At 57.9% G+C, this 26,307-nt stretch carries 19 protein-coding genes; 12 read left to right on the plus strand and 7 right to left on the minus strand.

The features are described from left to right. Positions 1 to 61: 61 nt before the first annotated feature. From IG617_RS14350 to htpX, 5 genes are all read right to left on the minus strand, one after another. On the minus strand, positions 62 to 2,161 hold the full coding sequence (locus IG617_RS14350) for a methyl-accepting chemotaxis protein (protein WP_192109937.1): 2,100 nt from the start codon (positions 2,159 to 2,161) through the stop codon (positions 62 to 64). A gap of 286 nt (positions 2,162 to 2,447) precedes the next feature. After that, positions 2,448 to 4,064 (minus strand): bifunctional phosphoribosylaminoimidazolecarboxamide formyltransferase/IMP cyclohydrolase, encoded by a 1,617-nt coding sequence (purH, locus tag IG617_RS14355; protein ID WP_192109938.1) that lies wholly within the window; start codon positions 4,062 to 4,064, stop codon positions 2,448 to 2,450. A 126-nt stretch (positions 4,065 to 4,190) separates the two neighbouring features. Continuing rightward, positions 4,191 to 6,050 carry a heparinase II/III family protein gene (locus tag IG617_RS14360; protein WP_192109939.1) on the minus strand — a complete coding sequence of 620 codons (1,860 nt, stop codon included), beginning with the start codon at positions 6,048 to 6,050 and terminating at the stop codon, positions 4,191 to 4,193. A 130-nt stretch (positions 6,051 to 6,180) separates the two neighbouring features. Then, positions 6,181 to 7,629: an RsmB/NOP family class I SAM-dependent RNA methyltransferase gene (locus IG617_RS14365; RefSeq protein WP_192109940.1), complete on the minus strand. Its 1,449-nt coding sequence runs from the start codon at positions 7,627 to 7,629 to the stop codon at positions 6,181 to 6,183. Positions 7,630 to 7,692: 63 nt separating this feature from the next. Beyond that, positions 7,693 to 8,655: a zinc metalloprotease HtpX gene (htpX, locus tag IG617_RS14370; protein WP_192109941.1), complete on the minus strand. Its 963-nt coding sequence runs from the start codon at positions 8,653 to 8,655 to the stop codon at positions 7,693 to 7,695. Positions 8,656 to 8,902: 247 nt separating this feature from the next. Here htpX and IG617_RS21685 point away from each other — a divergent pair, with 247 nt between their 5' ends. After that, a complete protein-coding gene (locus IG617_RS21685; RefSeq protein ID WP_338109993.1) occupies positions 8,903 to 9,097 on the plus strand; it encodes a DUF1674 domain-containing protein in 195 nt (64 codons plus the stop codon). Here the strand turns inward: IG617_RS21685 and IG617_RS14380 are convergent. After that, positions 9,094 to 9,750, minus strand: a complete 657-nt coding sequence (locus IG617_RS14380; protein WP_192109942.1) for an SGNH/GDSL hydrolase family protein — start codon at positions 9,748 to 9,750, stop codon at positions 9,094 to 9,096. The genes IG617_RS21685 and IG617_RS14380 overlap by 4 nt on opposite strands. Before the next feature lie 175 nt (positions 9,751 to 9,925). Between IG617_RS14380 and IG617_RS14385 the strand changes: the two genes are divergently transcribed. From IG617_RS14385 to IG617_RS14400, 4 genes are all read left to right on the plus strand, one after another. Next, entirely contained in the window at positions 9,926 to 11,161 is a 1,236-nt protein-coding gene (locus tag IG617_RS14385) for an aminotransferase class I/II-fold pyridoxal phosphate-dependent enzyme (protein ID WP_192109943.1), read from the plus strand. Further along, positions 11,158 to 13,857 (plus strand): DNA translocase FtsK, encoded by a 2,700-nt coding sequence (locus tag IG617_RS14390; RefSeq protein ID WP_192109944.1) that lies wholly within the window; start codon positions 11,158 to 11,160, stop codon positions 13,855 to 13,857. Before IG617_RS14385 ends, IG617_RS14390 begins: the two co-directional genes overlap by 4 nt. Before the next feature lie 84 nt (positions 13,858 to 13,941). Further along, positions 13,942 to 14,580, plus strand: a complete 639-nt coding sequence (locus IG617_RS14395) for an outer membrane lipoprotein carrier protein LolA (protein ID WP_192109945.1) — start codon at positions 13,942 to 13,944, stop codon at positions 14,578 to 14,580. Between the two features lie 24 nt (positions 14,581 to 14,604). After that, a complete protein-coding gene (locus IG617_RS14400; protein ID WP_192109946.1) occupies positions 14,605 to 15,621 on the plus strand; it encodes an ATP-grasp domain-containing protein in 1,017 nt (338 codons plus the stop codon). Between the two features lie 44 nt (positions 15,622 to 15,665). Here the strand turns inward: IG617_RS14400 and acuI are convergent, their stop codons facing one another. Beyond that, the gene (gene acuI, locus IG617_RS14405) at positions 15,666 to 16,658 is read right to left on the minus strand and encodes an acryloyl-CoA reductase (RefSeq protein ID WP_192109947.1); all 993 of its coding nucleotides are present in this window, start codon (positions 16,656 to 16,658) and stop codon (positions 15,666 to 15,668) included. Positions 16,659 to 17,287: 629 nt separating this feature from the next. On the opposite strand from acuI, the gene IG617_RS14410 reads away from it, so the two are divergent. From IG617_RS14410 to IG617_RS14440, 7 genes are all read left to right on the plus strand, one after another. After that, positions 17,288 to 18,109, plus strand: coding sequence for a hypothetical protein (locus tag IG617_RS14410; protein WP_192109948.1), 822 nt, complete (start codon positions 17,288 to 17,290; stop codon positions 18,107 to 18,109). Between the two features lie 398 nt (positions 18,110 to 18,507). Next, positions 18,508 to 19,083, plus strand: coding sequence for an HdeD family acid-resistance protein (locus tag IG617_RS14415; RefSeq protein ID WP_192109949.1), 576 nt, complete (start codon positions 18,508 to 18,510; stop codon positions 19,081 to 19,083). A 119-nt stretch (positions 19,084 to 19,202) separates the two neighbouring features. Beyond that, entirely contained in the window at positions 19,203 to 20,321 is a 1,119-nt protein-coding gene (locus IG617_RS14420) for an AI-2E family transporter (protein WP_192109950.1), read from the plus strand. A gap of 246 nt (positions 20,322 to 20,567) precedes the next feature. After that, the gene (locus tag IG617_RS14425; RefSeq protein ID WP_209008488.1) at positions 20,568 to 22,451 is read left to right on the plus strand and encodes a multiheme c-type cytochrome; all 1,884 of its coding nucleotides are present in this window, start codon (positions 20,568 to 20,570) and stop codon (positions 22,449 to 22,451) included. A 281-nt stretch (positions 22,452 to 22,732) separates the two neighbouring features. Further along, on the plus strand, positions 22,733 to 24,301 hold the full coding sequence (locus IG617_RS14430) for an arylsulfatase (protein ID WP_192109952.1): 1,569 nt from the start codon (positions 22,733 to 22,735) through the stop codon (positions 24,299 to 24,301). Between the two features lie 56 nt (positions 24,302 to 24,357). Continuing rightward, a complete protein-coding gene (locus IG617_RS14435; protein WP_192109953.1) occupies positions 24,358 to 24,594 on the plus strand; it encodes a hypothetical protein in 237 nt (78 codons plus the stop codon). A gap of 29 nt (positions 24,595 to 24,623) precedes the next feature. Then, positions 24,624 to 26,291 carry an alkaline phosphatase family protein gene (locus IG617_RS14440; protein ID WP_209008489.1) on the plus strand — a complete coding sequence of 556 codons (1,668 nt, stop codon included), beginning with the start codon at positions 24,624 to 24,626 and terminating at the stop codon, positions 26,289 to 26,291. Positions 26,292 to 26,307: the final 16 nt, after the last annotated feature.

Below are 26,307 nucleotides of genomic sequence, written 5' to 3' on the forward strand. Positions count from 1 at the left end.
CGCCGCAACGAAGGTTCGCTGCGGCACCCGAAATTCTGGCATCTCAAAGATAGATCGGAACCTACGCGGCGGACCGGACACCCACCAGGAAGCCGTCGACCTCGTCCTTGAGGCTGCTGGCTTCACTCTGAAGCACTTCAGCCACCGAGCTGACCTGGCGGGCCGTGCTGCCGGTTTCATCGGCGGAGGAAGCCACCGTCACGATGCTGCGCGCCACATCCTGCGTTCCGTTGGCTGCTTCCTGGATGTTGCGAGCGATTTCTTCCGTCGCCTGACCCTGCTGGTCCACGGAACCTTGAATGCTGTTCGCTATCTCGTTCATCTTTTCGATGGTCAGGGAGATCCCCTGTATCGCGCCGACCGCACCTTCAGTCTCACTCTGCACCGACTGGATCTGCATCGAGATCTCATCAGTCGCCTTTGCCGTCTGGGTCGCGAGTTCCTTGACCTCCGCTGCAACGACCGCAAAGCCGCGACCGGCTTCGCCCGCACGGGCCGCCTCAATGGTCGCGTTTAGAGCCAGCAGGTTGGTCTGCTCGGCAATATCGGTGATCAACTTCACCACTTCGTTGATCCGGCTGGCCGCTTCCGCAAGGCCTTCGATCTTCGCGTTGGTGTCTTGCGCCTGCTGCACTGCCTGACCGGCGATTTCCGCTGACTGACCCATCTGCCTGCGAATTTCTTCAACAGACGCCATCAGCTCTTCTGCAGCCGAGGCCACGGTCTCAACATTGGAAGATGCCTCCTCGGAGGCGGCTGCAACCATCGTGCTCTGTGAGCTGGTGTGATCGGCGCCTTTGGTCAGAACAACTGCAGCACCGTTCAGGTCAGACACCTGAGCAAGAACAGTCTGGACCAAATGAGAAATCTTTGCGTCAAAGCTCTCAGACAGGCCCCTGATTTGCGTGGCCCGGGCAAGCTGCTGTTCCTGCTGCTGTTCCTGCTCGTGCGCAAGCATATCTGCTTCCTGGGCTTTCTCGCGGAACACCTCGAGGGCGGATGCGATCTTTCCGATTTCGTCGTGGCGGCCCGCACCCGGGATTGGCTCATCATACCGCTTGTCCATCAGCCCCTGGATACTGACGACAACTTTCTCCAGCGGACGACGGACAATCGTGTTGCCGACGAAATAGATGGACATGCCAACGACGATCAGGAGCAGAAGACCGATCCCGATGATTGTGTAGACAATGCCGGCCGATGCCGCGTTCAGGGTCGCAACAGGCACATTGACCACAACCGACATGCTCGCGGCGCCATCACCAATCGCCACTGGCGTGATGATACGCAGCACATCTGTGTTCAAGCTGTTGGAATACCCCGTGTATTCGAACGGCTGAGCGGTTTTGACGGCGTTAAGCACTGCGCTCGCCTGTTCGGCGTCGATGGGCGAGCGGCCCTCGGCCCAGTCCTTGCCAAGAAGCGTCGGGTCAGAATGCGAAATCCATTTTCCGTCGCGCGACAAGAGGTGGATCGATCCGGTTTCCAAAGGATGCAAACCGTTCAGCGTCTCTGCCAGCGGCGTCAGCATGATGTCTACGCCAGCCACCCCGATAACACCGGTACTATCACGCAGCGGAATACCAAACGACACGCCGGAAACCGTCTTGCCGCCAGCTTCCCAGCTGTAGGGCTCGGTCACATAGTCCTTGCCGGTCTTGTAGGGAACGTTGAACCAGTTACTGGCTTCCGTGTCGTCCAGATCGGAGAGAGGCCGGAACCCGACATTGCCGTCCGGAAGACGGTAGTAGTACGGCCGCCACTCGCCGGTGTCGTCGTGCAGCTCGGCGTTCTTGAAGTCTCCGTCCTTGCCATCAAGCGCGTTGTTGATCACCGCTGCCCAGGCGCCCGAAAGCGACGTGTTCGACTTCATCGTCTCTTCGACAACCGACGACCAGGCCACCCGGTCGGTCATTTCGGCACTCTTCAAGCCATTGAGACTGAACGCAAAACCACGAGCCGCGGTCAGGCCCTCTTCCATCGTGCGGCGAACATACTCCGCCTGTTCACGCGCAACGGCCTCTGCCTGGTGCACCGTGAGCTTCTGCGTCACCTGGGACGCATTCCAACTGATGAAGCCAATGCCTGCGACCAGTACAGCGGCAAGCGCCGCGATGCTGACGGCGACGAGCTTGGTCGTTACCTGTGCCTTTTGAAACATGTATCCGGAATCCCACGGCAAGTTTTTCAGGAGCCCATAAAACTATGAGGTGTAAACACTTCTGCACTGCACCATTCATTTATTAAAAAAGACCTTCGACCTGACAAAATTACGGTGGTCAAAGGTCGAATAATGAAGTTTGCGAAAGCTGCCGCTGCGTCGATTGAAACGCCACCCGCAAATACACTTTCAGCCGGATCGCAGAACGAACCGGCTGAACAAAATCGTCGTCTTTAAAACCGGAGAATCAGGATGCAGATCTTCGTCCTGATCCGCTAGCAGGGGTCTAGTGACGGAAGTGACGCATTCCGGTCATGACCATCGCAAGACCCGCTTCATCTGCCGCGGCAATGACGTCGTCATCGCGCATGGAGCCGCCGGGTTGAATAACAGCGGTTGCGCCGGCTTCAGCGGCAGACAGCAGGCCATCCGCAAACGGGAAGAAGGCGTCCGAAGCCACCACACAGCCTTTGGTCAAGGCTTCTGAAAGCCCAGCAGCCTCGGTCGCATCCAGTGCCTTGCGAGCCGCGATACGCGCGCTGTCGATACGGCTCATCTGGCCGGCGCCGACGCCGACGGTCGCACCGTCCTTGGCATAAACGATAGCGTTGGACTTGACGTGCTTGGCAACGCGGAAGGCAAACTTCAGATCGCTGAGTTCCTGTTCACTCGGCGCGCGCTTGGTCACCACCTTCAGATCGAGATCATCAACGACACCATTGTCACGGGACTGAACAAGCAGGCCGCCCGCAACCGACTTGACGAACAGGCCCTTGGAGCGGGCATCCGCGAGACCGCCAGTCAGAAGCAAACGCAGGTTCTTCTTCGCCGCGATGATCTCCATGGCCGCCTCATCAGCTTCCGGTGCGATGATCACTTCGGTGAAGATCTTGACGATCTCTTCCGCCGCAGCCGCATCGAGCTTCTGGTTCAGGGCAACAATACCGCCAAAGGCAGATACCGGATCGCAGCGCAGCGCCAGCTCATATGCTTCCTTCAGGCTTGCACCTTCTGCAACACCGCAGGGGTTGGCGTGTTTGATGATGGCAACAGCAGACGTGCGAGCCGGATCAAATTCGCTGACGAGTTCGAACGCCGCATCCGTATCGTTGATGTTGTTGTAGGACAGCGTCTTGCCCTGGATCTGACGAGCCGTTGCAACGCCCGGGCGACTTTCACCGGTCTTGTAGAAACCGGCAGACTGATGCGGGTTTTCACCATAACGCATGACTTCAGCCAGCTCGCCACCAACTGCCCGGTGCGCCGGAGTGGCTTCATCAAGCTGATCGGCCAGCCAGTTGGAAACAGCAGCATCATAGGCAGCGGTACGGGCAAAGGCCTTGAGCGCCAGCATCTTGCGCAGGTCGATCGGTGACTGACCATCGTTCTTGTCGAGTTCGGCAATCACCTGATCATAGTCGGCCGGATCGGTGACAACGGTGACATAGGCGTGGTTCTTGGCGGCTGCACGGGTCATCGCCGGGCCGCCAATGTCGATGTTCTCGACACCGGTCGCATAGTCAGCGCCCTTGGCGACAACATCTTCAAACGGATAGAGATTGCCGCAGAAGAGATCGATGCCGGTGATGCCATGCTCGCTCATCGCTGCCTGATGCTCAGCATCGTCGCGAATGGAGAGCAAACCACCATGAACCATCGGATGAAGCGTTTTCACGCGCCCGTCCATGATTTCCGGAAACTGGGTCACCTCGGAAATGTCCAGCACCGAGAGGCCGGCATCCTTCAGCGCCTTGTAGGATCCGCCCGTGGAGACCAACTCGACGCCACGCTCGGACAGGGCCTTGGCAAAGTCGACAAGGCCTGTCTTGTCAAAGACGGAAAGAAGAGCCCGTTTGACGGGAACAAGCGGAGGAACAGGGACGCTCTTGGACACAATGGCCATTGAAATTGCCTCGCGGTTGGGACGATCCGGGGAAGTTGGCGTCGCCCTAACACGATTGCGCCCAAATCAAAAGCCACGACGGCAAAGAACGAGAAATGGCCCCAAGAGGGAAGCCACCGCCGTGCCCTAAACCTTGGGGTCCACGTCTGGAGCGGTCTCTTGCGCGTCTTGATTCAACCCCTGGTCGATTTCCTGATCAACCTCCGGCGAGACATCTTCGTCCGGATCAGCGAGCGGCAATTCGCCAGTCCGCGCCAACTCGTCAAACTCGCTGGATCCACGGCGGCTGAGTTTGGCAGTCGCTGTGCGGCGGAATTGCCAGGCAGATGACTGACTGTCGCGAATACGTCCATACAGGACGATCTGCATGGTCTTGCGATGTCCGTAAACATCAGAAAGATAGATGGATTCTTCCAGGGCGAGCTCGGTGCCGGGCGCATCGAATTCCCAAGCCTCGCCATCCCGGCAGACGAGAAGAACGGCCGTTCCTCCCCGGAGCAACGACGGTTTGATGGCCGGATGAAGATGAAAGCGAATAGCGAATTGATCGCCGGGTTCGGCGACCTTTGCGCTGACCGGGAAACTGTCGATCCCGTCCAGGACGGTACCATCGCCCGAAAGCCGCATATCCCGCGTATGAACGATCCCGAATTGCTGCTGGTAGCCATCGTGGGACGCCGTCACGCGAACGCCCGCTGCGTCATCCTCACGTTCAACCGGCACATGTCTTGGCCCGGCAACGATTGGTGCGCCCAACCAGCGCCCGAACGGCCTCTCGCTCAAGAATCTGCAGGACGATGTGTCCTCAATGGTCGCCGTGGAGTGGGCCGCCGTTGACCGGCTGACCTTGCGCCACATCTCGTTGCTGCGGCTCGAAACGCCACAATTCACGATAATCCGCTTGAGCCCGGACGAAAATTCAAAGGAAAGACATCCCGCGTGGGCGTCTTCGCTGATGCCCAGCGGCGGCGGTTTTCCCGTATCCATGATAACGACCGACGAACCGCCACACAGGCGCTGATAGCCCGTGTGCGGCACATTCATCGGCGGAGCGCCGCGCGCATCATCATAGGCCATGATCGTGGCTATGAGATCATTTGGCGTCGATCCCATACCATTGAAATGCGCGAGTGCACCGTCGCCATGGCGGAAGAAGCGCATCATCGGCATCATCCGGTCAACCGACTGCAGCATCGCAGCCGGAAGCTCCAGGCCCTGGGCGACGAAGGCCTGACGAACCGGCAGGAGATCGGCGAGAATTTCGACGATGGCACGCGGATTCCGTGAAATATGCCCGCCGTCGGTCAGGATCTGGCGCAAAAGCTCCTGGTCAAGTCGGCGAATACTCTGGCGCGCGAAGCGTCCCTGGCCGGACATGGAGACACAGGCCGCTGCGATGGCAAGCGCTGCCTGAAGTCTTTCGACGCCATCATGCGTTTCATTGATGGTTCGGCGCAGATATCGCACCTGCCGCAAGAGCGAACGCAAAAATCGATTGTAGAAGTCATGATCACCATCTTCGAGAATGAAGGGCGAATGGGCCAGCCAAGACATCACCCGGCGGGTCACGACCGGCGCTTCCCAGCCGATTTGATGCCAACGACCCGAATGCTTCAACCAGTCATCAACCAGTGCTCTCGCGTTCTGGCGGGAGATCCGGCTGTCGGCGGCACGAAGGTCTCGCAGCCAGGCAAAGCCGTGCAACTGACGCTGCCAATCAGGGTGCTCGCCCTCCAGTTCAAACGGCGATGCACCATGCGTTTCAACGAGATAGCCGGAAAAGAGAAACCGCCCACCGTAGATATCCGCCGCATTCGTCTGATCCGCCGTCCTCAGGTCCTGAGGCGCAATCAGCAGACGGGCGGGCGTTCCCGGCTGAGGTCGCAGCCGGAAGAACGGACCGCCATGAAGCCATCGCAGGAGGCGCTGCCACGCGTATCCGGCCGCAAGCCGCCACACGCGCCCCTTTTCAGAAGCAACGCTCATGGTCACGGCACCATTTCGCCATATGGGAGGCAAAGAGCGCGGATGGGTAAGTCCTCTGGGTCGAACGGCAACTGACCGTTAAGGTTAGTATTTTCTTGCCATTATCTGCGCAGGAACGGTTTATGTGCCGTTAAAGTCTCTTGATGCGCGCAGCGAAAAAGCCATCCAGTCCGGTTTCATCGCCAGCTTTCGTGACTGGCTGACATGGCAGGGTCCTGAGATACCCCTCCTCAGTCACCGATGCGGCTAGGCCACCAATCTCGTCGGCTGTGACTGGGATCAGCTCAATTCCGTCTACTTCGGCGAGCACGCTCGCAATCTGGTCCTCGCCTTCCGCTTTCTCCAGCGAACAGGTGCAATAAACCAGCACACCGCCGGGTTTCAGCCAGCCGATTACCCTGCGCAGAAGTTCGCCCTGGATCTTCGAAAGAGTCTCGACATCATAGAGCTGCTTCAGCCAGGGCACATCCGGATGACGCCGGATCGTTCCCGTCGCACTGCATGGCGCATCGAGCAGGATCGCATCGAACGGCGCCTCTGGTTCCCACTCGCGGATGTCCGAGGTCACGATTTCCGACGAGAGCTTTAGCCGTGAAAGGTTTTCGCTTACGCGTTTCAGTCGGCCCTTCGAGATATCGACCGCGGTCACTTCGGCGCCGGCCGCTGCAAGCTGGGCCGTCTTGCCACCAGGAGCGGCGCACAGATCTGCGACGCGCTTGCCCCTGAGGTCACCGAGAAGCTTCGCGGGCAGCGCTGCTGCGGCATCCTGGACCCACCAGGCACCCTCTTCGAAACCTTCAAGCTTGTCGACCGCGCCCTTCTTGACCAGACGAACCGACCCTGCACCAACAACTGTTCCACCGAGCTTTTCCGCCCATACTTCTGAAGATCCATCCTTGATCGTCAGATCCAGTGCCGCTTCGCTCTGATGCGCTGTTGCGATTGCCTTGGCTGTTTCCGCACCATAGCTTTGTGTCCAGCTCTCAAGCAGCCACTCCGGCGTGTTCAGCGCAGCCCTGTCGAGATCGGACGTCAGCGCCTCGCGCTCGCGTCCGAGCCGCCGTAGAACACCATTCACCAGCCCCTTGTAGGGACGCGCACGTCGATCTGCGGACGCGTTTTCAACTGCAAGAGACACCGCCGCACGATCCGGCACCTCCATGAAAAGCATCTGGGCAATGCCGACATGCAGGATATCCAGGACCCGGCCAGATTTTTCAGGAATGGGTCGATCCAGGAGTCGATCGATGATTTCAGCGATTTCGCCACGATGCCTCAGACAGACACCAAGGATCGCCCGCACCAATGCACGATCGTTGAAGGCCAACTCCCGAAACCCGGAATGGCCGGAATTGAGATCAAGCTCATTGTCCAGCGGACGCCGCTTGTGAACCACATTGCCGAGGAGATCCGCTGCAATCTTGCGGGCGGCAAACCCAGGAGTCTGGGGCTTTCCGGCGAAATCTGAGGGTTTTACCCTCTTGTTTGGGTCAGTCAGGTTCGACAAGGGAACTCTCAAGCGGTTGAAGAAAAAATGAGCGCCGGGATCGGTTTCCCGGTCCCGGCGCAAGGTCTGCATTGTAAAAGGCTTGATCAGCGGGCGAAAGCCATTTCTTTTCGCCGCCTATGACCGGTCTGCGGCTTAGCCCCATGGCCCCTTCGGGCGTTGGGGCTTGCTTGGTTGACGTGCACCGCCCCATGGACCGTCATGAGATGCCCGTTGCGGAGCTTCTTGCCGAGGTGCGTATCCACCGCCACCAAGACCTGCGTTGGCAAGCTTCTGCAGCTCGGCGATCCGATTGGCCGTGTTCGGGTGGGTGGAGAACAGATTGTCCATCCGCTCACCGGACAAGGGGTTGATGATGAACATATGCGCCGTCGCCTGATTGTGCTCGGCGTCCGGGTTGTGAATACGCTCCACACCGCCGGCAATCTTGCTGAGCGCTGAGGCAAGCCATAGGGGCTGACCGCAGATTTCGGCGCCCATCCGGTCCGCCGCATACTCACGGGTCCGGGAAATCGCCATTTGCACCAGCATCGCCGCCATGGGTGCAACAATCATCGCCACAAGCACACCGACAAAACCGAACGGATTGTTGTTGTCCCGGTTGCCACCGAAAAAGAACGCAAAGTTGCCAAGCATGGAAATGGCGCCAGCAAGGGTCGCAGTGATGGTCATGATCAGCGTGTCATGGTTCTTCACGTGGGCCAGCTCATGGGCCATCACACCCGCAACTTCTTCCATCGTCAGCATGTCCAGAAGCCCGGTCGTCGCGGCAACAGCGGCATTTTGCGGATTCCGGCCCGTGGCAAAAGCGTTCGGCTGCGGATTGTTGATCAGATAGACCTTCGGCATCGGCAGATCCGCATTTGCGGAGAGCTGCCGTATCATCCGGAACAGCTCCGGCGCCGTGCGCTCATCCACCTCCTGCGCATGGTGCATTTTCAGCACCATCTTGTCGGAGTTCCAGTAGCTGAACACATTCATGGCGGCCGCGATCATCAGCGCGATCATCATGCCGCTCTGACCGCCAATCATATAGCCAATGCCCATAAAGAGCGCCGTCATGGCAGCCAGAAGCATCGCCGTACGGAAATAATTCATCGTGTTGTTCACCTCGCCACTAAAGCCCAGGTTTTTGCATTCGGGATCGAGGCCCTATATAGCCTCCTGTTGAATAGGAAATGGTGTCGTTCCGACATTTGCGCAAGCTTTGGCGATCGAAACCGAGCAAATCAGGAGGTTGAAACCCGTGACCGATAGCACTGATCAGACACCTGACGCTCCCAAACCGGACGCCAAGATCCTCGACTTCAAGCTTGCCACCGATGCCCCCAGTCTTGCGGCGAACATCGAGGAAGCACCTGTCCGCCGCTACGAGGACTTGCCACCCGCGGCCCAGCGCGCTCTGCAGGAGGCCGAGGAGAGGCGCAAGGACATCGACGCGAAGCAGGAAGACCTTCCCAAGGAGATCAACGGCCGTGGCGGTCTTGAACCAACCCGCTACGACGATTGGGAAGTCAAAGGCCTGACCTCGGACTTCTAGGTGGTCACCAGTTTCCGCACTTCATCGGCAACGGCCTTCGCGAATGGCGCCTGCATCTCTGCGTCCCAATGAACCGAATCCACATCGCTGACGCTGACCACTGAGCCTGCGTCAAGGCACGCCGCGCCATATTGCTTGGCGATCTCGGCATAGACGTCGGCGAGTTTTCTGGATTCGGCAACGCTCTTCTCACAGTACATGGACTCAAGGGGAGAGGCTGCAAAGTCGCCCAGCGGCGGAGGCGAAATCAGGAGAATGTTCGGTGCCTTGCCTTCCGGATCGTCTGTCGGCGTACGGGCGTAATCGAGCAGCCGCGCCACGGCATAGCCAATCGCGCCTGCACTCATGTTGAACCGGGACTGAAGATCGTTGGTTCCCAGCATGAGCACGAGAATGTCGATCGGCATATGGGTCTTGCGAACGGTTGCCAGGTGAGCAAGACCGTTCTTGTCCCCCCGGACAGGATCCTCGAACACCGTCGTGCGACCGTTTACGCCCTCTTCCAGGACATAAAACGCATCACCCAATTCACGCTGCAGAAGGCGCGTCCAGCGTTGGTCATGCCCATAGCGCGTCCGATCTCCGGGCTTGAACCCCCAGGTCAGGGAATCGCCGAAGCAGACGACGGAGGTTGGATCGCCGGTTTTCTGCATGATTTCAAAGCCCTTGCCAGTCTGTCCGAGGCTAGAAAGTAGGCCAGAAACCCTTCAACGCAAGACCGAATTTCAGGTCGAAAGATCTGTCACCTTTGCTGGTTGGTTAATCAGAGCTTTACCAAGAGGGCTATAGCCTGAGAGCAATCATGCATTCGGAATGCCCGGGACATTCATGACCCCTAGTATCTCTCAGTACCGGCGCGGCGCTGCCCTGCCGAGTTCAAATCCGTTTCAGCGACTGGCGTCCCTGCTCGAAGGCGTGACGCCGGGCATGGATCCCATTGCCATGACCATTGGCGAGCCGCAGCACGCGATCCCCGATTTCACCGCCAAGGTCTTCAATGACAATATGGCTGATTTCCGGCGCTATCCGCCGATCAACGGCACCCCGGAATTCCGTACGGCCGTCGCAGACTGGCTGGATCGACGCTATGGGCTGGATGGCTTGATCAGCAGAGACAATGGCGTGCTGCCGCTGAACGGCTCCCGCGAAGGACTTTCCTTTGGCGCAATTGCCGCCCGGGATCAGCTGGCAAAAGGCCTGGATCATCCGGTCGTCATCCTGCCGAACCCATTCTACCAGACCTACGCTGCAGCAGCTCATATTGCAGACGCGCAAGCACTGCTTCTGGACGCTGTTCCAGATCACGGATTTCTGCCCGATCTCGACGGTCTCTCGCCGGAACTCCTCGACAGGACGGTCGCCTTTTACGTCGCATCGCCGACCAATCCCGAAGGCCATGTCGCAAACATTGCTTACTGGCAAAGGCTGATCGGCCTGGCGCGAAAGCACCGTTTCTATATTTTTGCCGACGAATGCTACTCCGAGATTTACCGGGAGGTGCCGCCGGTCGGGATCCTCGAGGCAGCAAAGGCCATGGGTGGCGACAGCTCCCAGGTGTTCGACAAGATCATCGTCCTGAATTCCTTGTCAAAACGCTCCAATCTGGCGGGTCTGCGCTGCGGACTTGCCGCAGGAGACCCGGAATTTCTCGGCAATTGGGTCAAATTCCGCGGATTGGCCGCGCCTCAAGTGCCACTGCCAAATCAAGCCGTTGCCGCAGCAGTCTATGGTGACGAAGCGCATGTGATCGAAAACCGCCGCCTCTATAACGAGAAGTTCGAGGCGGCAGAGCGACACCTCACGCCGCTCATGGGAAAGGTCACACCGGAAGCAGGCTTTTTCCTCTGGCTGAACATTTCGCGCTGGGGCGAGTCCGTGCCCATCACACGGGACCTTTGGGCTGACACCGGGGTCAAAGTCCTGCCCGGTGCTTATCTGGCGTCTGATCAATCAGATGGCAGCAATCCGGGCAAATCCTATATTCGCGTTGGCCTCTGTGCCCCGCTTGAAACCACTGAAACCGCGCTTGCGCGCATAGCATCCTGGTTGGGAGACAAGGCATGAGACGGGCAAGTGCCGTCCGCGGAAATGGCCGCCGCGCATCGATCGACCTGCTCGACACACAGAGCCCCATCAAGAGGTTCCTGAAGCGGAATCTCGTTGGTCTCGGCGGCTTGTGCGTCATCGCCTTTGCCGCGGCCCTCGCCGCAAGCCTTGCGACATGGTCGGTCACTGATCCCAGTCTCAATCATGCGACATCCGAACCCGCTCGCAACGCTCTTGGACGTCCAGGCGCAATCATTGCCGACATCCTGATGCAGACCATTGGCCTGGCAACTGCCGTCTTCCTCGTTCCAGTCGTGCTTTGGGGCTGGCGGCTTCTGGCCGGTCACACGATGCGGATCGGCCGCAAGCGTTTGTTTTACTGGGTCGCGGGCTCCATCATCAGTTCTGGTGCCCTGGCGTCCCTGCCAGTGCCCGAAAGCTGGCCATTGCCGACTGGTCTCGGCGGCTTCCTCGGCGACAGTGTTCATGCAGTCCCGGCACTGCTCACCGACAATTTCACCGAAGGCGCGGCCACGATCATCGGCGTGTTTGGTCTTGGCCTTCCAGCCGCTCTCCTGCTCTTTGCCTCTGCTGGCTGGTTCCGCTCCGCAGACATCTCAGAAAGCTCAGGCGGACGCCAGATTCCGAGCGGTCACGGCCGCAGCCTCGAGGACGAACTCGGCCTTGATGACGACGACGATAGCGAATCCCGCATTGGCCTGATTCTCAGCTCGACGATCGGCATGGTCAGTCATTGGTCGCTGCAGGGCGCATCCTTGCTACGACGGGCAACCGGCAACGGCCGTGCCCAGGATGCCAAGGAAGAATGGGACGAAGAAGAAGAGGACTACGAGCCCGTCAACGAAAAGCATGGCGGTGCCCTCAAAGCCTTCCGCCGCGCGCTCGCCGGAAAGCTTATGCCTGACGACGACGATGGCCTCGGCACATATTATGGCGCCCCTGATCAGGTGCCTGAAACACAAAGCGAAGACGAACCTTATGACGAGGAAGGCGAGGGCTTCGAACCTGACGATCTCTTGATCTCCAAGGCTCCATTACCCAAGCCCGTCGGCATTGCCGCACCGGCCAACGAAGCACCACAGCAAGGCCGCATTATCCCGCCGGCGCCACGCCCCAAACAGGGCAAAAGGGTCATCAGCGAGGCGCAGCCGTCTCTCCTCGGCGCGCCCGAGGACTACGAACTGCCTCCGTTGATGCTGCTTGCCGAACCGAAGACCACCGGCAAGATCCCAGGTCTTTCCGCCGATGCGCTGGAGCAGAATGCCCGCATCCTGGAAGGCGTTCTTGAAGACTTCGGCGTGCGTGGCGAGATCATCGAGGTCCGTCCGGGTCCGGTCGTGACGCTCTACGAACTGGAGCCGGCACCCGGTATCAAGTCCTCTCGCGTCATCGGCCTTGCCGACGACATTGCCCGTTCCATGAGCGCCATTTCCGCCCGTGTCGCGGTCATTCCGGGCAAGAATGCCATCGGTATCGAGCTTCCGAACGCGCGCCGCGAAACCGTTTACCTGCGCGAGCTTCTGGCCTCACAGGACTTTGAGAAGACGAAGTCGAAGCTGGCACTGGGGCTCGGAAAGACCATCAATGGCGAGAGCGTGGTCGCAGATCTGGCCCGCATGCCTCACCTGCTCGTGGCAGGTACCACCGGCTCGGGTAAGTCGGTCGCGATCAACACCATGATCCTTTCGCTGCTCTATCGTCTGACGCCGGACGAGTGCAAAATGATCATGATCGATCCGAAGATGCTCGAACTGTCGATCTATGACGGCATCCCTCACCTGCTGACGCCGGTCGTGACCGATCCGAAAAAGGCCGTGGTTGCCTTGAAATGGACCGTTCGCGAGATGGAAGACCGCTACAAGAAGATGTCGAAGGTCGGCGTCCGCAACATCGACGGCTACAACACACGCATCAAACAGGCGCTTGAGAAGGGCGAGAGCTTTACCCGCACCGTTCAGACCGGCTTCGACCGCGAGACCGGCCAGCCGATTTACGAAGACGAGGATCTGCCGCTCGAAACCATGCCGTATATCGTCGTTGTGGTCGACGAGATGGCCGATCTGATGATGGTCGCCGGCAAGGACATCGAAGGCGCCATCCAGCGTCTGGCACAGATGGCCCGTGCCGCGGGCATCCATCTGATCATGGCAACCCAGCGTCCGTCCGTGGATGTGATCACCGGTACGATCAAGGCAAACTTCCCGACCCGTATCTCCTTCCAGGTCACGTCAAAGATCGACAGCCGAACGATCCTGGGTGAAATGGGCGCCGAGCAGCTGCTTGGCATGGGTGACATGCTGTTCATGGCGGGCGGCGGACGCATCCAGCGTGTCCACGGACCGTTCGTGTCAGATGAAGAGGTCGAGCACATCGTCAGCCATCTGAAGGTTCAGGGCACGCCTCAATATCTTGAAGCCGTCACGGAGGAAGAAGAACCTTCCGACAGCCCCTATGATGCAGGCGGATCCGGCGGTGGTGGAGATGAAAGCAACGACCTCTACGACCGGGCGGTGGCCATTGTCCTGCGCGACAAGAAGGCCTCCACATCCTATGTCCAGCGCCGCCTGTCCATCGGGTATAACCGGGCCGCCTCTTTGATCGAACGGATGGAACAGGAAGGGCTGATCAGCGCAGCAAATCATGCTGGAAAGCGCGAGATCCTTGTGCAAAACGGGAATGATGACGACATCTAGAAGGCCCATCGCCAAAGCTTTGCCACATGAGCGCTCTATCTGAAGAAAGAGACCTCATATGCAACGAGACACTCAGGACACGACATGCTGCACCGTTCTGCCATAACCGCGTTGAAGTCCCTCCTTGTCGCAGCTCTTCTTCTGAGCCTTAGCGGGCTCGGCGCAAGGGCACTGACGGAGAAACAGGCCAAGACGCTGTCCGACGTGAATTCCTATTTCAACTCGGTGAAGACCATGCATGGCGACTTCATCCAGTTCGGCCCGGAAGGCAATCAGCTCGAAGGCAAGTTCTACCTCGCGCGTCCGGGCAAGGTCCGCTTCTATTATAATCCGCCTGCCAAACTCGACATCATCGCCGACGGCAAGTCCGTTTCGGTGAAGGACCGGAAGCTCGCGACACAGGACATCTGGCCCCTGAGCCAGACCCCTCTCCGCTTTCTGCTGGCCGAAAACATCGACCTGCAGAAAGACGCGAACGTCACAAATGTTCTGGTTGAGCCTGATCTCGTGACCGTCACGCTTGAAGACAAGACAACCTTCAATTCGGGTATTCTGACCCTGATCTTCGATGCCAAGGATTATGCGTTGAAACAATGGACCGTCACCGACGCACAAGGCTACGACACGTCGGTCGCGGTCTACAACGTGACCTCAAACGGCCCGACCAATCCGAAGCTCTTCAAGATCGACTATCTGGCAAACACGCGCCAGAACCAGAACTGATCTTCTGAACAGATGACCAGCGGCATGCCTGCCTCTAAAGCCAAACCGCTGGTCTCTCGTCTCATGGCGGATTATTGCGACCGCCATGACCTATCCCTGGTCATCGATAAAGCGCTTGGCCACGCCGGCTACATTGCCAACAAGGCTGGCAAACGCTCGTTCTTTGTCGGCACTCGCTTCGACCTCAATCCACTCGGCGCAAGTGAAATCGCGCGGGACAAGGCCTATACAGCGGAATTTCTGAGGCGCGACGGCTTCCCCGTTCCAGATAGCTTGCTGATCAGTTCCCCCTCTTCAATCGCCGTTCTCTCGTCCAGACAACCGGGCTACACGGATGCCCTTGTGGGGTTTCAGGCGGCTGAGAGGTTCGCAGACGAAGTTGGCTTTCCCCTATTTGCAAAGCCCAATGATGGCAAGGAAGGCTCGGATGTTTTCAAGGGCCGGAACCGGGCGGAGCTGTCATCCATTCTGAACAACCTTTTCCAGCGCCACGACAGGGTCCTTCTCCAGCAGGCCGTGACTGGCCGCGATCTCAGGGTTTTGGTGCTCGGGAACAAGATCCTCTGCGCTATCGAGCGCACAGCGCCCGAAGTCATTGGCGACGGCCGTTCGACCCTTGCAGAGCTGGCTGGCGGGATAAATCAGATCGACCCGGAAGATCCCCGCCTCGTCCAGACGCTCGAGGGTCAAGGATATGCCCTGTCCGATGTTCCCGCGACCGGTGTAGCAGTCTCACTCTTGCCAACCGCCAATCTGTCGTCAGGCGGAAGCGCCCGCGATGTCACGCAGTACCTTCCAAAGGCAATCGCCGAGGCGGCAATCGCCAGCGGCAAGGCCCTCGGACTCAGTTATTTTGGAGCAGACCTGATCGTCCAGAGCGCCAACGACGCCTCGTCACCAGATTTCACAATCCTGGAACTAAACGCGGCGCCCGGGCTCTCGATGCTTCATCGCTTGGGCCCTAAGCATGCCAAAATGGTCGAGGGCATCTATGAGCAGGTCTTCGAGGCCCTCGGGCAGAAGTTGGAAGCGGCGTATTAGGCGTCGCTTCCAGGTTTCCAGCAACGCTGGTCCGTTCAGGCGGATCAGGCGTTGACGTCGACGACGACACGTCCCTGGACGCCGCCCTTGAGGATCGATGCACCCAGCTCCGGCAGATCCGCCAGCGTGGCTGGCTGGACCATGGCATGCAGTTTGTCGAGCGGCAGATCCTTCGCAAGACGCTCCCAGGCGCGCAACCGGTCCTCGTAGGGACGCATCACACTGTCGATGCCAAGAAGATTGACCCCGCGCAGCAGGAACGGGATCACCGTCGCCGGCAGTCCTGCGCCGCCCGCAAGACCAACTGCCGAAACGGACGCACCATATTTCATCTGGCCCAAGACCCGAGCCAGCATCGCACCGCCAACCGCGTCGACGCATCCGGCCCAGGTTTCTGTTTCGAGCGGACGTTTCACCGTCTCGTTGATATCTTCGCGCGCAACAATCTGACTCGCCCCAAGCGACTTCAGATACTCAGCGGTTTCCGGCCGGCCCGTGACACCGGCAACCTCATACCCCAGGTTCGAAAGGATCGCGGTCGCAACCGATCCGACACCGCCGGCAGCACCTGTCACGAGAACCGGACCATCACCCGGCTTCAAGCCATGATCTTCAAGCGCCATGACCGCGAGCATCGCCGTGAAACCGGCGGTTCCGACCGCCATCGCATCGCGGGCACTCAAACCGTCCGGCAGCGGCACCAGCCAGTCTGCCTTGACCCGGGCTTTCTGGGCGTAGCCGCCCCACCAGGCCTCACCGACACGCCAGCCGGTCAGGACAACCTTGTCTCCAGGCTTGTAACGCGCATCATCAGACGCTTCGACGGTCCCTGCAAAGTCGATCCCCGGCACATGCGGATAGGTCCGGACGAGCCCGCCACCAGGGCCCAGGCAAAGGCCATCCTTGTAGTTGACCGTCGAATACTCGACGGCAACCGTTACATCGCCATCGGGCAAACGACTGTCATCAAGATCCTGGATGGATGCTGATGTTTTGCCGTCTTCGTCCTTCTCGACAACCATTGCCTTGAATGTCATACGCACCTCCTCCTTGATCCAGCTTCGCCTGGATTGACCGTATTCCGGTCGACACTAACGCGCTTTTTAAAAAGCGCCAGTCACACCCGCCTTAGCCCTTCGATTAAGGTGATGCGTCTGACATTTCTTTGAAGGAAAAACATAGCGACCGAAAAGAAGCGCCTCGGAGGCGGACACGGGTATTTCCGATTTGCAACAAGACCTATAACGCCTCAGGCAAGAAAGGCGGACTTGAGCGTCCCCGTCTTGGAGCACGCATCTTGGCCCCGAATGCCGGCAAAGCCATAGTGCAGTCCCCGCTCCGAGACGCCAAGACTGCAGCTCAACTCAAATACGAAACTTTTTCCACCGGCGTCATCAACTCCGCCAATTTAGTCGTTCAAACAACCATCTCAAAAGCAACCCCGCGAAGGTGGCGAAACATATATTTCACTTTTTCTATTTGGCAGCTTTCGGAGAATGGATGACGATTGCCTAACAAGGAGCTTTTCGTAATTATACGCTGCAACAGCGCGCGTTTTTGTGGCAGGAACAATTTGGCACCGCGAAGAGGAAACGATCCGCAGCCCTAACCTGGCACCCATCACATGCATCGTCCAAAGAAACCAATTCGACTTGGGGGAAGACCAATGACAACGCTGGGGACGGGTTTGAGTTTGACGGCGTTTGCGCTTGGGCTTGTTGCGGCGACTGCTGAAGCTGCGGAGCTTCCCACCGATCTTGGCGATGATACGTCAGACTATGTGGACCAGCGCATCGACCGCGCGTGGGAATTCACAGTCGCTCCCTATTTCGTAGGTGCGAACATCGCCGGAACGGCACAGGTCGGGCGTCTGCCTTCAACAGATGTTGACGTCAGCACTGGCGATATCATCGAAAATCTGCATTTCGGCGGCATGATCCATGCCGAGGCCCTGTTTCAGCAACGATTTGGCGCCACTCTGGATATTGCCTACATGAAACTTGGGAGCTCGACCGACTTGCTCCGGACCGGCGGCCGTGCGCGCGTGGGTGCAAAGCAGCTCATCGTCGAAACCTTCTTGTCCTATCGGCTCCACAACTCCGAGACCAGCTATGTCGATGTCTTTGCTGGCGGTCGTTACTGGGACGTCACGCTTGATCTCAATGTGACTGGATCGATCGCCGGCAGTTTCACCACCGCGCGCGGAGACAATTGGTGGGATCCGGTCATCGGCTTGCGTGGATTTCACCGGTTCGGCGAGAAATGGTCGATCAACGCCCGGGCGGACATCGGCGGCTTCGGGGCTGGCTCCGACTTCAGCTGGAATGTACAAGGCGGCGCTGGATATCACATCAATGAGACCTGGTCAGCGCATTTGAACTACAAGGTCTTGAGCGTCGACTATGACAACGGCAAATCCGGCAATTCAAGCTTTGAGTATGACACAATAACTCATGGCCCGCTGTTGGGTGTCATGGCCAAATTTTGAGGCCGGAGAGAGCTGTTTCGATCCGGCTGGCCTTGGCAGAAAGGCAAGCGCTCTCCTCCAGACCAAATAGAAAGACACGCGGCATCGCAGTGCGCTCACCACGTGGGTCGGAGCAGGTTCCAAGGCGACCTCGGCTTTGACGGCACCAAGTCGGTCGAGCCGCCCAAGGAGTGGATCGACAGGTTCAAGGGCCAGTTCAAACTGGACGATGTCGATGTGCGCAGACCTTGCCGCCCGGTGCATCCGGCGCCGCGGCGATCTACTCATCGGAAGGTGTTCAACAGACAGCCATGATCCGCCGCGTCGCGATCCGCTTTTATACGTTCTTGAACTACGTCCTGCCAGACGGCTAGGACTGGAAGAGATGACGACCAAGATTTAGACCAATGGGGCACACAATGACTGATATTTCGAGCAATTTACCTACCGATTTCAAAGCGGCGCTCAAAGAAGGCAAATCCAGCCTGATGTGGGTCGGGATTTTGATGGCCATCATGGGCGCCATCGCCATCATCTTCCCGTTCGCCGCAACTGTGACCACCAACTACATGGTTGGTTTCCTGTTCCTGTTCTCCGGCGCGCTGGGTGTCTGGCACTCCTTTGCCATCAAAGGCACAGGCCCGTTCTTCGGCGCCCTTTTGATGGGCCTGATCACGGTGGTTGCGGGTGTTTTCCTGCTTGCCAATCCTCTGGAAGGCATTTTGCTCCTGACGCTGACGGTCGGCATCGTCTTCATCTTCGAAGGCGCCTACCAGATCTTTGCGGCCTTTGAACTCCGCCCGACAACGGGCTGGGGTTGGATGCTGGTCTCGGCAGTCATCAGTATTGCTGCCGGTCTTTTGATCGTGAGCAAATTGCCGGGCACATCGCTATTCGTGCTCGGGCTGATCATGGGCATCAACTTCCTGTCCACTGGCCTCTCGATGATCATGCTGTCAAAGGCCGTCGGCGACACGCAGGACAGCACGGCCTGATCCCCAAACGTCTCAAAGAGCGTGGCGTCCGGCAGCATTCAGCCTGGCACGGCTGAAAAGATACAATGATTTCTATCGCTTGCAGCCGGTCGGCCGCTCAATAAAGGCAGGATAGGGTAATGGAAAGATCAACCCACGGGGACGGACCTACTCTGACCAAAGCCCGCTTCCAGATGTTCCTGATCGGGCTCGCATCGCTTGCCATTGCAGCGGCTTTTCTTGGCTTGATCTGGAACTACCTGATCGCGCTTTTCATGGCGGCGGTCATCAGCATCCTCGCCGCCCCGGTCTATCAGTGGGTGTTTGAAAAGACCGGCGAACGGAAGAACCTCGCGGTCGGCCTCACGCTCACCGGGCTGGCGGTTTGCGTGCTGATTCCGCTGATCGCCATCATCATCTTGAGTGCACATCAGGCCGCGAGTGTTGCTGCAAACCTGACGAACTGGGCCAAGTCGGTCGATCTGCATTCCCTGGAAGGGTCTCTGCCCGCCTGGATCCCCTTCAAGGTCGATTTTGCGGAAATCGGTTCAACCGTCGTCACCAAGATCACGGAAGCTGCCGGCCAAATTGCCGACTTTTTCGTTTCGGTCCTTTCTCAGGCAACCAAGGGAACCGTCAGTTTCTTTCTCAACATGTTCATCATGATCTACGCCATGGTGTTCTTTTTGCCGCAAAAGCCGAATGTCTTCAGGCAACTTTTGTCCCACTCGGCGCTGCCACATGCCGTGCAACACCAGCTTGCAGACCGGGTGATCTCAATCAGCAGAGCCACGATCAAGGGCACGTTCCTGATTGGAGTAGCGCAAGGTTTCCTTGGAGGATTCGGATTCTGGATGGCTGGCCTTGGCGGAGCGGCCTTCTGGGGCTGCGTGATGGCAGTCTTCTCGATCATTCCCGGGATCGGCCCAGGCCTGGTGATTTTTCCAGCCGTCATCTATCTCGCAGTTGAAGGCCATATGATCGCGGCAATTGGCCTGGCCGTCTGGACGGTCCTAGTTGTGACCACCGTCGACAATTTTCTTCGCCCGGCCCTGGTTGGGCGCGACACCAAAATGCCAGACCTGCTGGTGTTGATCAGCACCTTTGGCGGCCTCGCATCCTTCGGCGCAGTGGGCCTTGTCCTTGGACCGGTGATCGCCGGACTGTTCCTGACCATATGGTCGATCCTGGAGGAATATCTCCGCAACGATGGTTTGGCAGAACAACCGGAACCAGCTGAAGCAGATCAATCTCCCTGAATACAATTCTCCAGGATACTGCCTTGATTTGATATGCCGCCAAACCCTTCGGGCGCAGTTAACTTCGTCGTGAAGCGATGTATGCCACAAATGCAACTTGCTGCTGCATCTCGTCTATTCTAACGTCCAGGGCAGTTGTCGCCAACAAACTCTGGATGTTCAAATCCGGTTCTAAGGCATATGCAAAAATTCTGGATCCCATTAGTCCTTTGGCCGCTTATCCTTCTTCTGGGCGGGCCAAACACATTGGCGCAAGGCGGTCCGGAGTACGTCGGCTCACAGACCTGCCAATCCTGCCATGATGGCGCCTACGATGCCTGGTCCGGAAGTCATCACGCGCAAGCCTGGATGGAACCGTCTGAGACCACGGTTTCTGGCGATTTCAACGATGCGGTTTTTGAACATCAGGGACGCAAGACGCGCTTCTTCGTCAAAGATGGCCGCTATTTCATTGAGACCACGGACGTATCTGACGGCCCAAAGGTACTTGAGGTAACCGGGGTCGGCGGCATCGCCCCGCTGCAGCAATATCTCATTGAAACCGAACCAGGCCGGCAGCAGTCCCTTGATATCGCATGGGACCAGGAGGAGAAGCGCTGGTACCATCTTTATCCAGACCAGAAGCTGCCCTCCAATGACGCGTTCCACTGGAGCGGCCCATATAAGAACTGGAACGCCCGCTGTGCGGAATGCCACGCGACGGGCTTTGAGAAAAACTATCAGCCACGCGAACGCCGCTATCAAAGCACCCAGGCTGAAATCGGGGTGGGTTGCGAAGCCTGCCACGGCCCGGCAGAAGCGCATTTGAAGTGGGCGCAAGCGCCTCAGTCATACGCTTCCTCTCCGTTTCCGGGCACCAATGAAGCTGGCCTGCTGGTTTCGTTTTCCGAAAATGCTGCGGAAACCGAAATCCAGCAATGCACGGGATGTCATTCGCGCCGGGAACCGTTTCAGGACGGCAACCCGATGCCGGGATCGCCGTATCATGACAACTATCGTCTGTCGCTCTTGCGCGACGGACTTTATCACGCCGATGGCCAGATCCTGGACGAGGTTTACGTCTATGGCTCTTTCCTGCAATCCAGGATGTATGACAAGGGGGTACGCTGTTCAGATTGCCATGAACCTCATTCAGCAAGTTTGAAGGCTGCCGGAAATGCAATCTGTACCCAATGCCACTCGGAGGCCGGCAACAGCCGCTTCTCCTCGCTAGAGACGAAGTCCTACGATGATCCCAGTCATCATTTTCATGAAACTGGTTCCGAAAGTGCGCAGTGTAAATCCTGCCACATGATCGAGCGCACCTATATGGGCATTGATGGTCGGCGTGATCACTCTTTCCGCGTTCCGCGACCGGACCTGTCCGTGTCTTTGGGGACACCGAATGCCTGCAGTGACTGCCATGCGGACAAGACGGCGTCCTGGGCCGCCGCTGTTCTGGAAGAGAAGTTTCCGCAGAGCCCGCACCGAAGACCGCATTTTGCCGAGGTCTTTTCCGCCGCGAGGAAGGCACCAGACGGATTTGAAGACGACCTGCTCGAAATCGCCTTGCATGCTGAATTTCCGGGAATTGTACGCGCGTCGGCCATCGACTTGCTTCGCGCCCGTGCAACACCCGGTGTATTGGCCAAACTCGAACCCCTGATAGCCAATGAAAACACAATCGTCCGGGAAGCGGCGGTTTCCTTGCAATCACAGCGCCCGGCCGACGAACGGTTTGCTGCCGTTGCCGACGCTTTGAATGACCCTGTTCAGTCGGTCCGCATTGCAGCCGCACGGCAGATCATCGGTGCGCCGCCGATTGGCGTTGATGAAAGCACTCAGCGCTCGGCACAGACAGCAAACAGAGAATGGCAGGCCGCGTTGATCGCCAAACTGGATTTTCCAGAGACGCACACCGTTATCGGCGGCACCGCCCTTGCCTTGAGAAACCCGCAAGCCGCAGTGCGCGCGTTTCAGGAAGCAACGAATCTGGACGCGCAGCTCATCGATGGCTGGGTCATGCAGATCCGCATTCACATGGCTCTAAGGGACTTCGCGGCGGCGCAATTCACCTTGCAAAAAGCCCTGGTAGCCAATCCAACCGACCCGGTTCTTCTGGATTTCAAGCGCCAGTTTACGCAGCAATAAATCAGGCAGGCGCTGCAGTGCAAACTGACAAAATTACCAATCGACAAAATCACTATCCTAAAACTGCAAAAAAAATGAAAAAGAAACGTAAAAACCAGACATTTTCACATACTTATTACAAAGTATTAGTCGGGTTATCTGGCTAAATTTTGATCGAATTATTTTCGCGCACCACTGTTGACCTTAGCGTCAATTCGGTTTCAGATCACATCGGTTGTAGTCAACATATTGGCTACCATCGCTCTAATGTTTTCTTTATTTCGTGGGAGAAGCGTCAAGTCATGAATCCCTGTCTCAAATCGGTAGCCAGAAAACTGGCGACCTGTGCTGTTGGGGTTCTGGCCCTGACCGGCATTTCACCTGCACTTGCGCAATCCGATAGCAAACCGAACATCCTGGTGATCTGGGGCGATGACGTTGGCCAGTCCAACATCTCCGCCTACACATTCGGCATGATGGGCTACCGGACGGAAAACATTGACCGGATTGCCAAGGAAGGCATGATGTTCACCGACTATTATGGTGAGCAGTCCTGTACCGCTGGCCGCTCATCCTACATCATGGGACAAAGCGTTTTCCGGACCGGCCTGTCCAAAGTTGGCCTGCCAGGCGCAGATCTCGGCATGCAGGTTGAAGACCCGACCATCGCAGGTCTCCTGAAGCCGCATGGTTACATGACCGGTCAGTTCGGCAAGAACCACCTTGGTGACAAGGACGAGATGCTGCCGACGAACCATGGGTTCGACGAGTTTTTCGGCAACCTTTATCATTTGAATGCCGAGGAAGAGCCGGAGAACCCGGACTACCCGAAAGATCCTGAATTCCGCGAACGTTTCGGTCCACGCGGTGTGATCAAGTCTTCTGCCGATGGCTCAATCGAAGACACTGGCCCGCTGACCAAGAAGCGGATGGAAACTGTCGACGATGAGACCGTCACCGCGGCCATCGACTTTATCCGCCGGGCGCATGACCAAGGCAAACCGTTCTATGTCTGGTGGAACGGAACACGGATGCATTTCCGCACCCACATCAAGGATGAAATCCGCGGAATTTCTGGTCAGGACGAATACAGCGACGCCATGCTGGAGCATGACGGCCATGTCGGCCAGCTGTTGGCTGTTCTGGATGAACTCGGCATCGTCGACAACACGATCGTTCACTATTCAACCGACAACGGCCCGCATATGAACACATGGCCGGATGCGGCCTCGTCCCCGTTCTTTGGTGAGAAGAACACCAACTGGGAAGGTGGATGGCGCGTGCCGTCAATGGTCCGCTGGCCGGACCGGATCGAAGCTGGATCCGTCTCCAACGAGATCATGCACCACATGGACTGGTTGCCCACATTCCTCGCTGCAGCTGGTGACCCGGACATCAAGGAAAATCTGAAAGAGGGCGGCGTTCAGGCCATTGGCCGCGAATACAAGGTCCATCTTGATGGCTACAACTTCCTGCCGCATCTGACAGGTGAAGCGGAAGAAGGCCCGCGTAAGGAGATCTTCTACTTTGCCGACACGGGCGAGCTGACCGCTCTTCGCTACGAAGACTGGAAGGCGATTTTCCTGGAGCAGAAGGAATATGCAACCCTGCGGGCGTGGATCGAGCCTTGGACCGTGTTGCGTATCCCGCTGATCACGAACCTGCGCCGCGATCCCTATGAACGCGCGCACGTCACATCCAACACCTACTACGACTGGATGATCGACCGCGTGTTCTTCCTGGTCCCGGCACAGGCGTATGTCGCCAATTTCCTCAAGACCTTCCAGGAGTTTCCGCCGCGGCAGAAACCGGCAAGCTTCTCTATCGACCAGGTCATGGAAATGATGACCGACTCGACCGGGTCCAAATAGACCTCAAATGGAAAGGGCAGCCCTTGCTGCCCTTTCAATCCAACGGGAGGCACTTCATGGCCGATATCGACGCGCTGTTCAGCGAACTCAAGCAGACCCGTGACGAGGTCAAATTGAAGATCCATCTTGGCAGCAAGGAGCTCCAGGACGAATGGGACGAGCTTGAAGGCAAGTGGGAAGACTTCGAAGCGAAAGCCAAGCTCGGAGAATCCGCCGAGAACATCGGTGAGGCCACGTCCCTTCTTGGCACCGAATTGTCGACCGCCTTCAAAAAGATCAAGTCAGCGCTCTGACCATGAAGCCGGAATGGATAAAATTGGGCGTGACGGCAGCGATTTCTGTCCTGCCTTTTCAGTCAGCCGCCGCATCTGAACCTTTGAAGCTGGTGCTTCAAGTGACTGTGGACCAGCTTCGCGGCGACTTGATTGACCGGAACCTTGAGCATTTTGGCGACAATGGCTTCCGATACCTGCTTCAAAACGGCGTCTATTATACCGACGCCCATCATCGGCACGCCAACACAGAAACGATCGTGGGCCACGCCACCCTTGCGACCGGCACAGATCCGGCTGTGCACGGCATGGTCGCCAATCTCTGGTTTGACCGGGCCTCCGGCAAGCCCTTCTACAACGTTCAGGACCCCGACTATCCGCTTCTGGCAAAATCCGGCGTTGATCAGTCAACCGAGATCGATCCGACACAGCGGGCCGCAACATCCGATGGGCGATCCCCCTCCTCGATTTTGTCATCAACCCTTTCCGATGAAATCGCTGTCGCCAATGCCGGCGCTTCAAAGGTATTCGGTGTCTCGGTCAAGGACCGCGGTGCCATCTCCATGGCCGGGCACTCCGGAACAGCCTATTGGTTTTCCAAGAGCGAAGGCCGATTTGTGACGTCCAGCTACTACATGGATGCCTACCCGGACTGGGTCAGCAATTGGAACGATGCCGGACATGTGGGTGCCTATGCCTATACCGACTGGAAGCTGTCCGATTCCGAAAACAGTTATCGTTTTATCGAATTCGATGATGCCGAATGGGAAACCGATTTCCCCGGATTTGGCCGGACATTCCCGCATCCATTTGGGGCCTCGGACAGCAAGTATTATACGACATTTCTGACCCTCAGCCCGGCGGGGGATGAGCTGACGGCATCCTTCGCGAAAACCTTGATCGACAATGAAGCGATCGGCGAAGACGGCGTCACCGACTATCTTTCAGTCAGTTTTTCGTCGACCGATTACGTTGGCCACATCTTCGGCCCGTCGAGCCTGGAAGCAGAGGACAACCTGCGCCGACTGGATCAGACAATCGGGCAGCTTCTGGACCACGTGGATGAGAAGGTCGGGCTTGAAAACACGCTCGTTGTGCTGTCAGCCGACCACGGCGCGGCGGAAGTCCCGGGCTATCTGGAGCACCTCGGCATCCCGGCCGGCTTCTTCAGCTTCAATGACGTCGACAAGGAACCGGCTGCAGAGGCCCTTATCGCCGAGTTCGGCGCCGCGCAGGATCTGATAGCGTCCTTTTCACAGCCCTATGTCTATCTCAACGACAAGTTTATTGCGGAAAACGGCTTGAAAAAGGCCGATGTCGCCAAGAGTCTTGCGCGCGAACTGCAGAAAATACCCGCGATTGCCCACGCATTTTCCAGCGAAGATCTGGCCGCATCCGCAATTGCAAGGACCCCGGTCAGCGACGCCGTCCTGGCGAATTTCCATCCCTCGCGCTCAGGCGACATTTACGTGGTGTTTGAGCCGCATTGGTTCGTTGGCGATTTTGACGGTCTTCATGTGGCCTCTCATCACGGCTCACCCTGGTCCTATGACACCCACGTACCGATCATATTTTCACGACCTGGAATGGCGGCACAAAGAGTCTCAAGCCGGGTTGAAACCGTCGATGTGGCGCCGACCGTTTCTGCGTATCTGAAGATCAAGGCACCCAGCGGCGCGCGCGGTCGTGTCCTGAAGGAAGCCCTCGCGACCCAATAGTTCTTCCCCGGCCAAT

This window comes from Roseibium polysiphoniae, from assembly GCF_014842925.1.
Taxonomy (GTDB): domain Bacteria; phylum Pseudomonadota; class Alphaproteobacteria; order Rhizobiales; family Stappiaceae; genus Roseibium; species Roseibium polysiphoniae.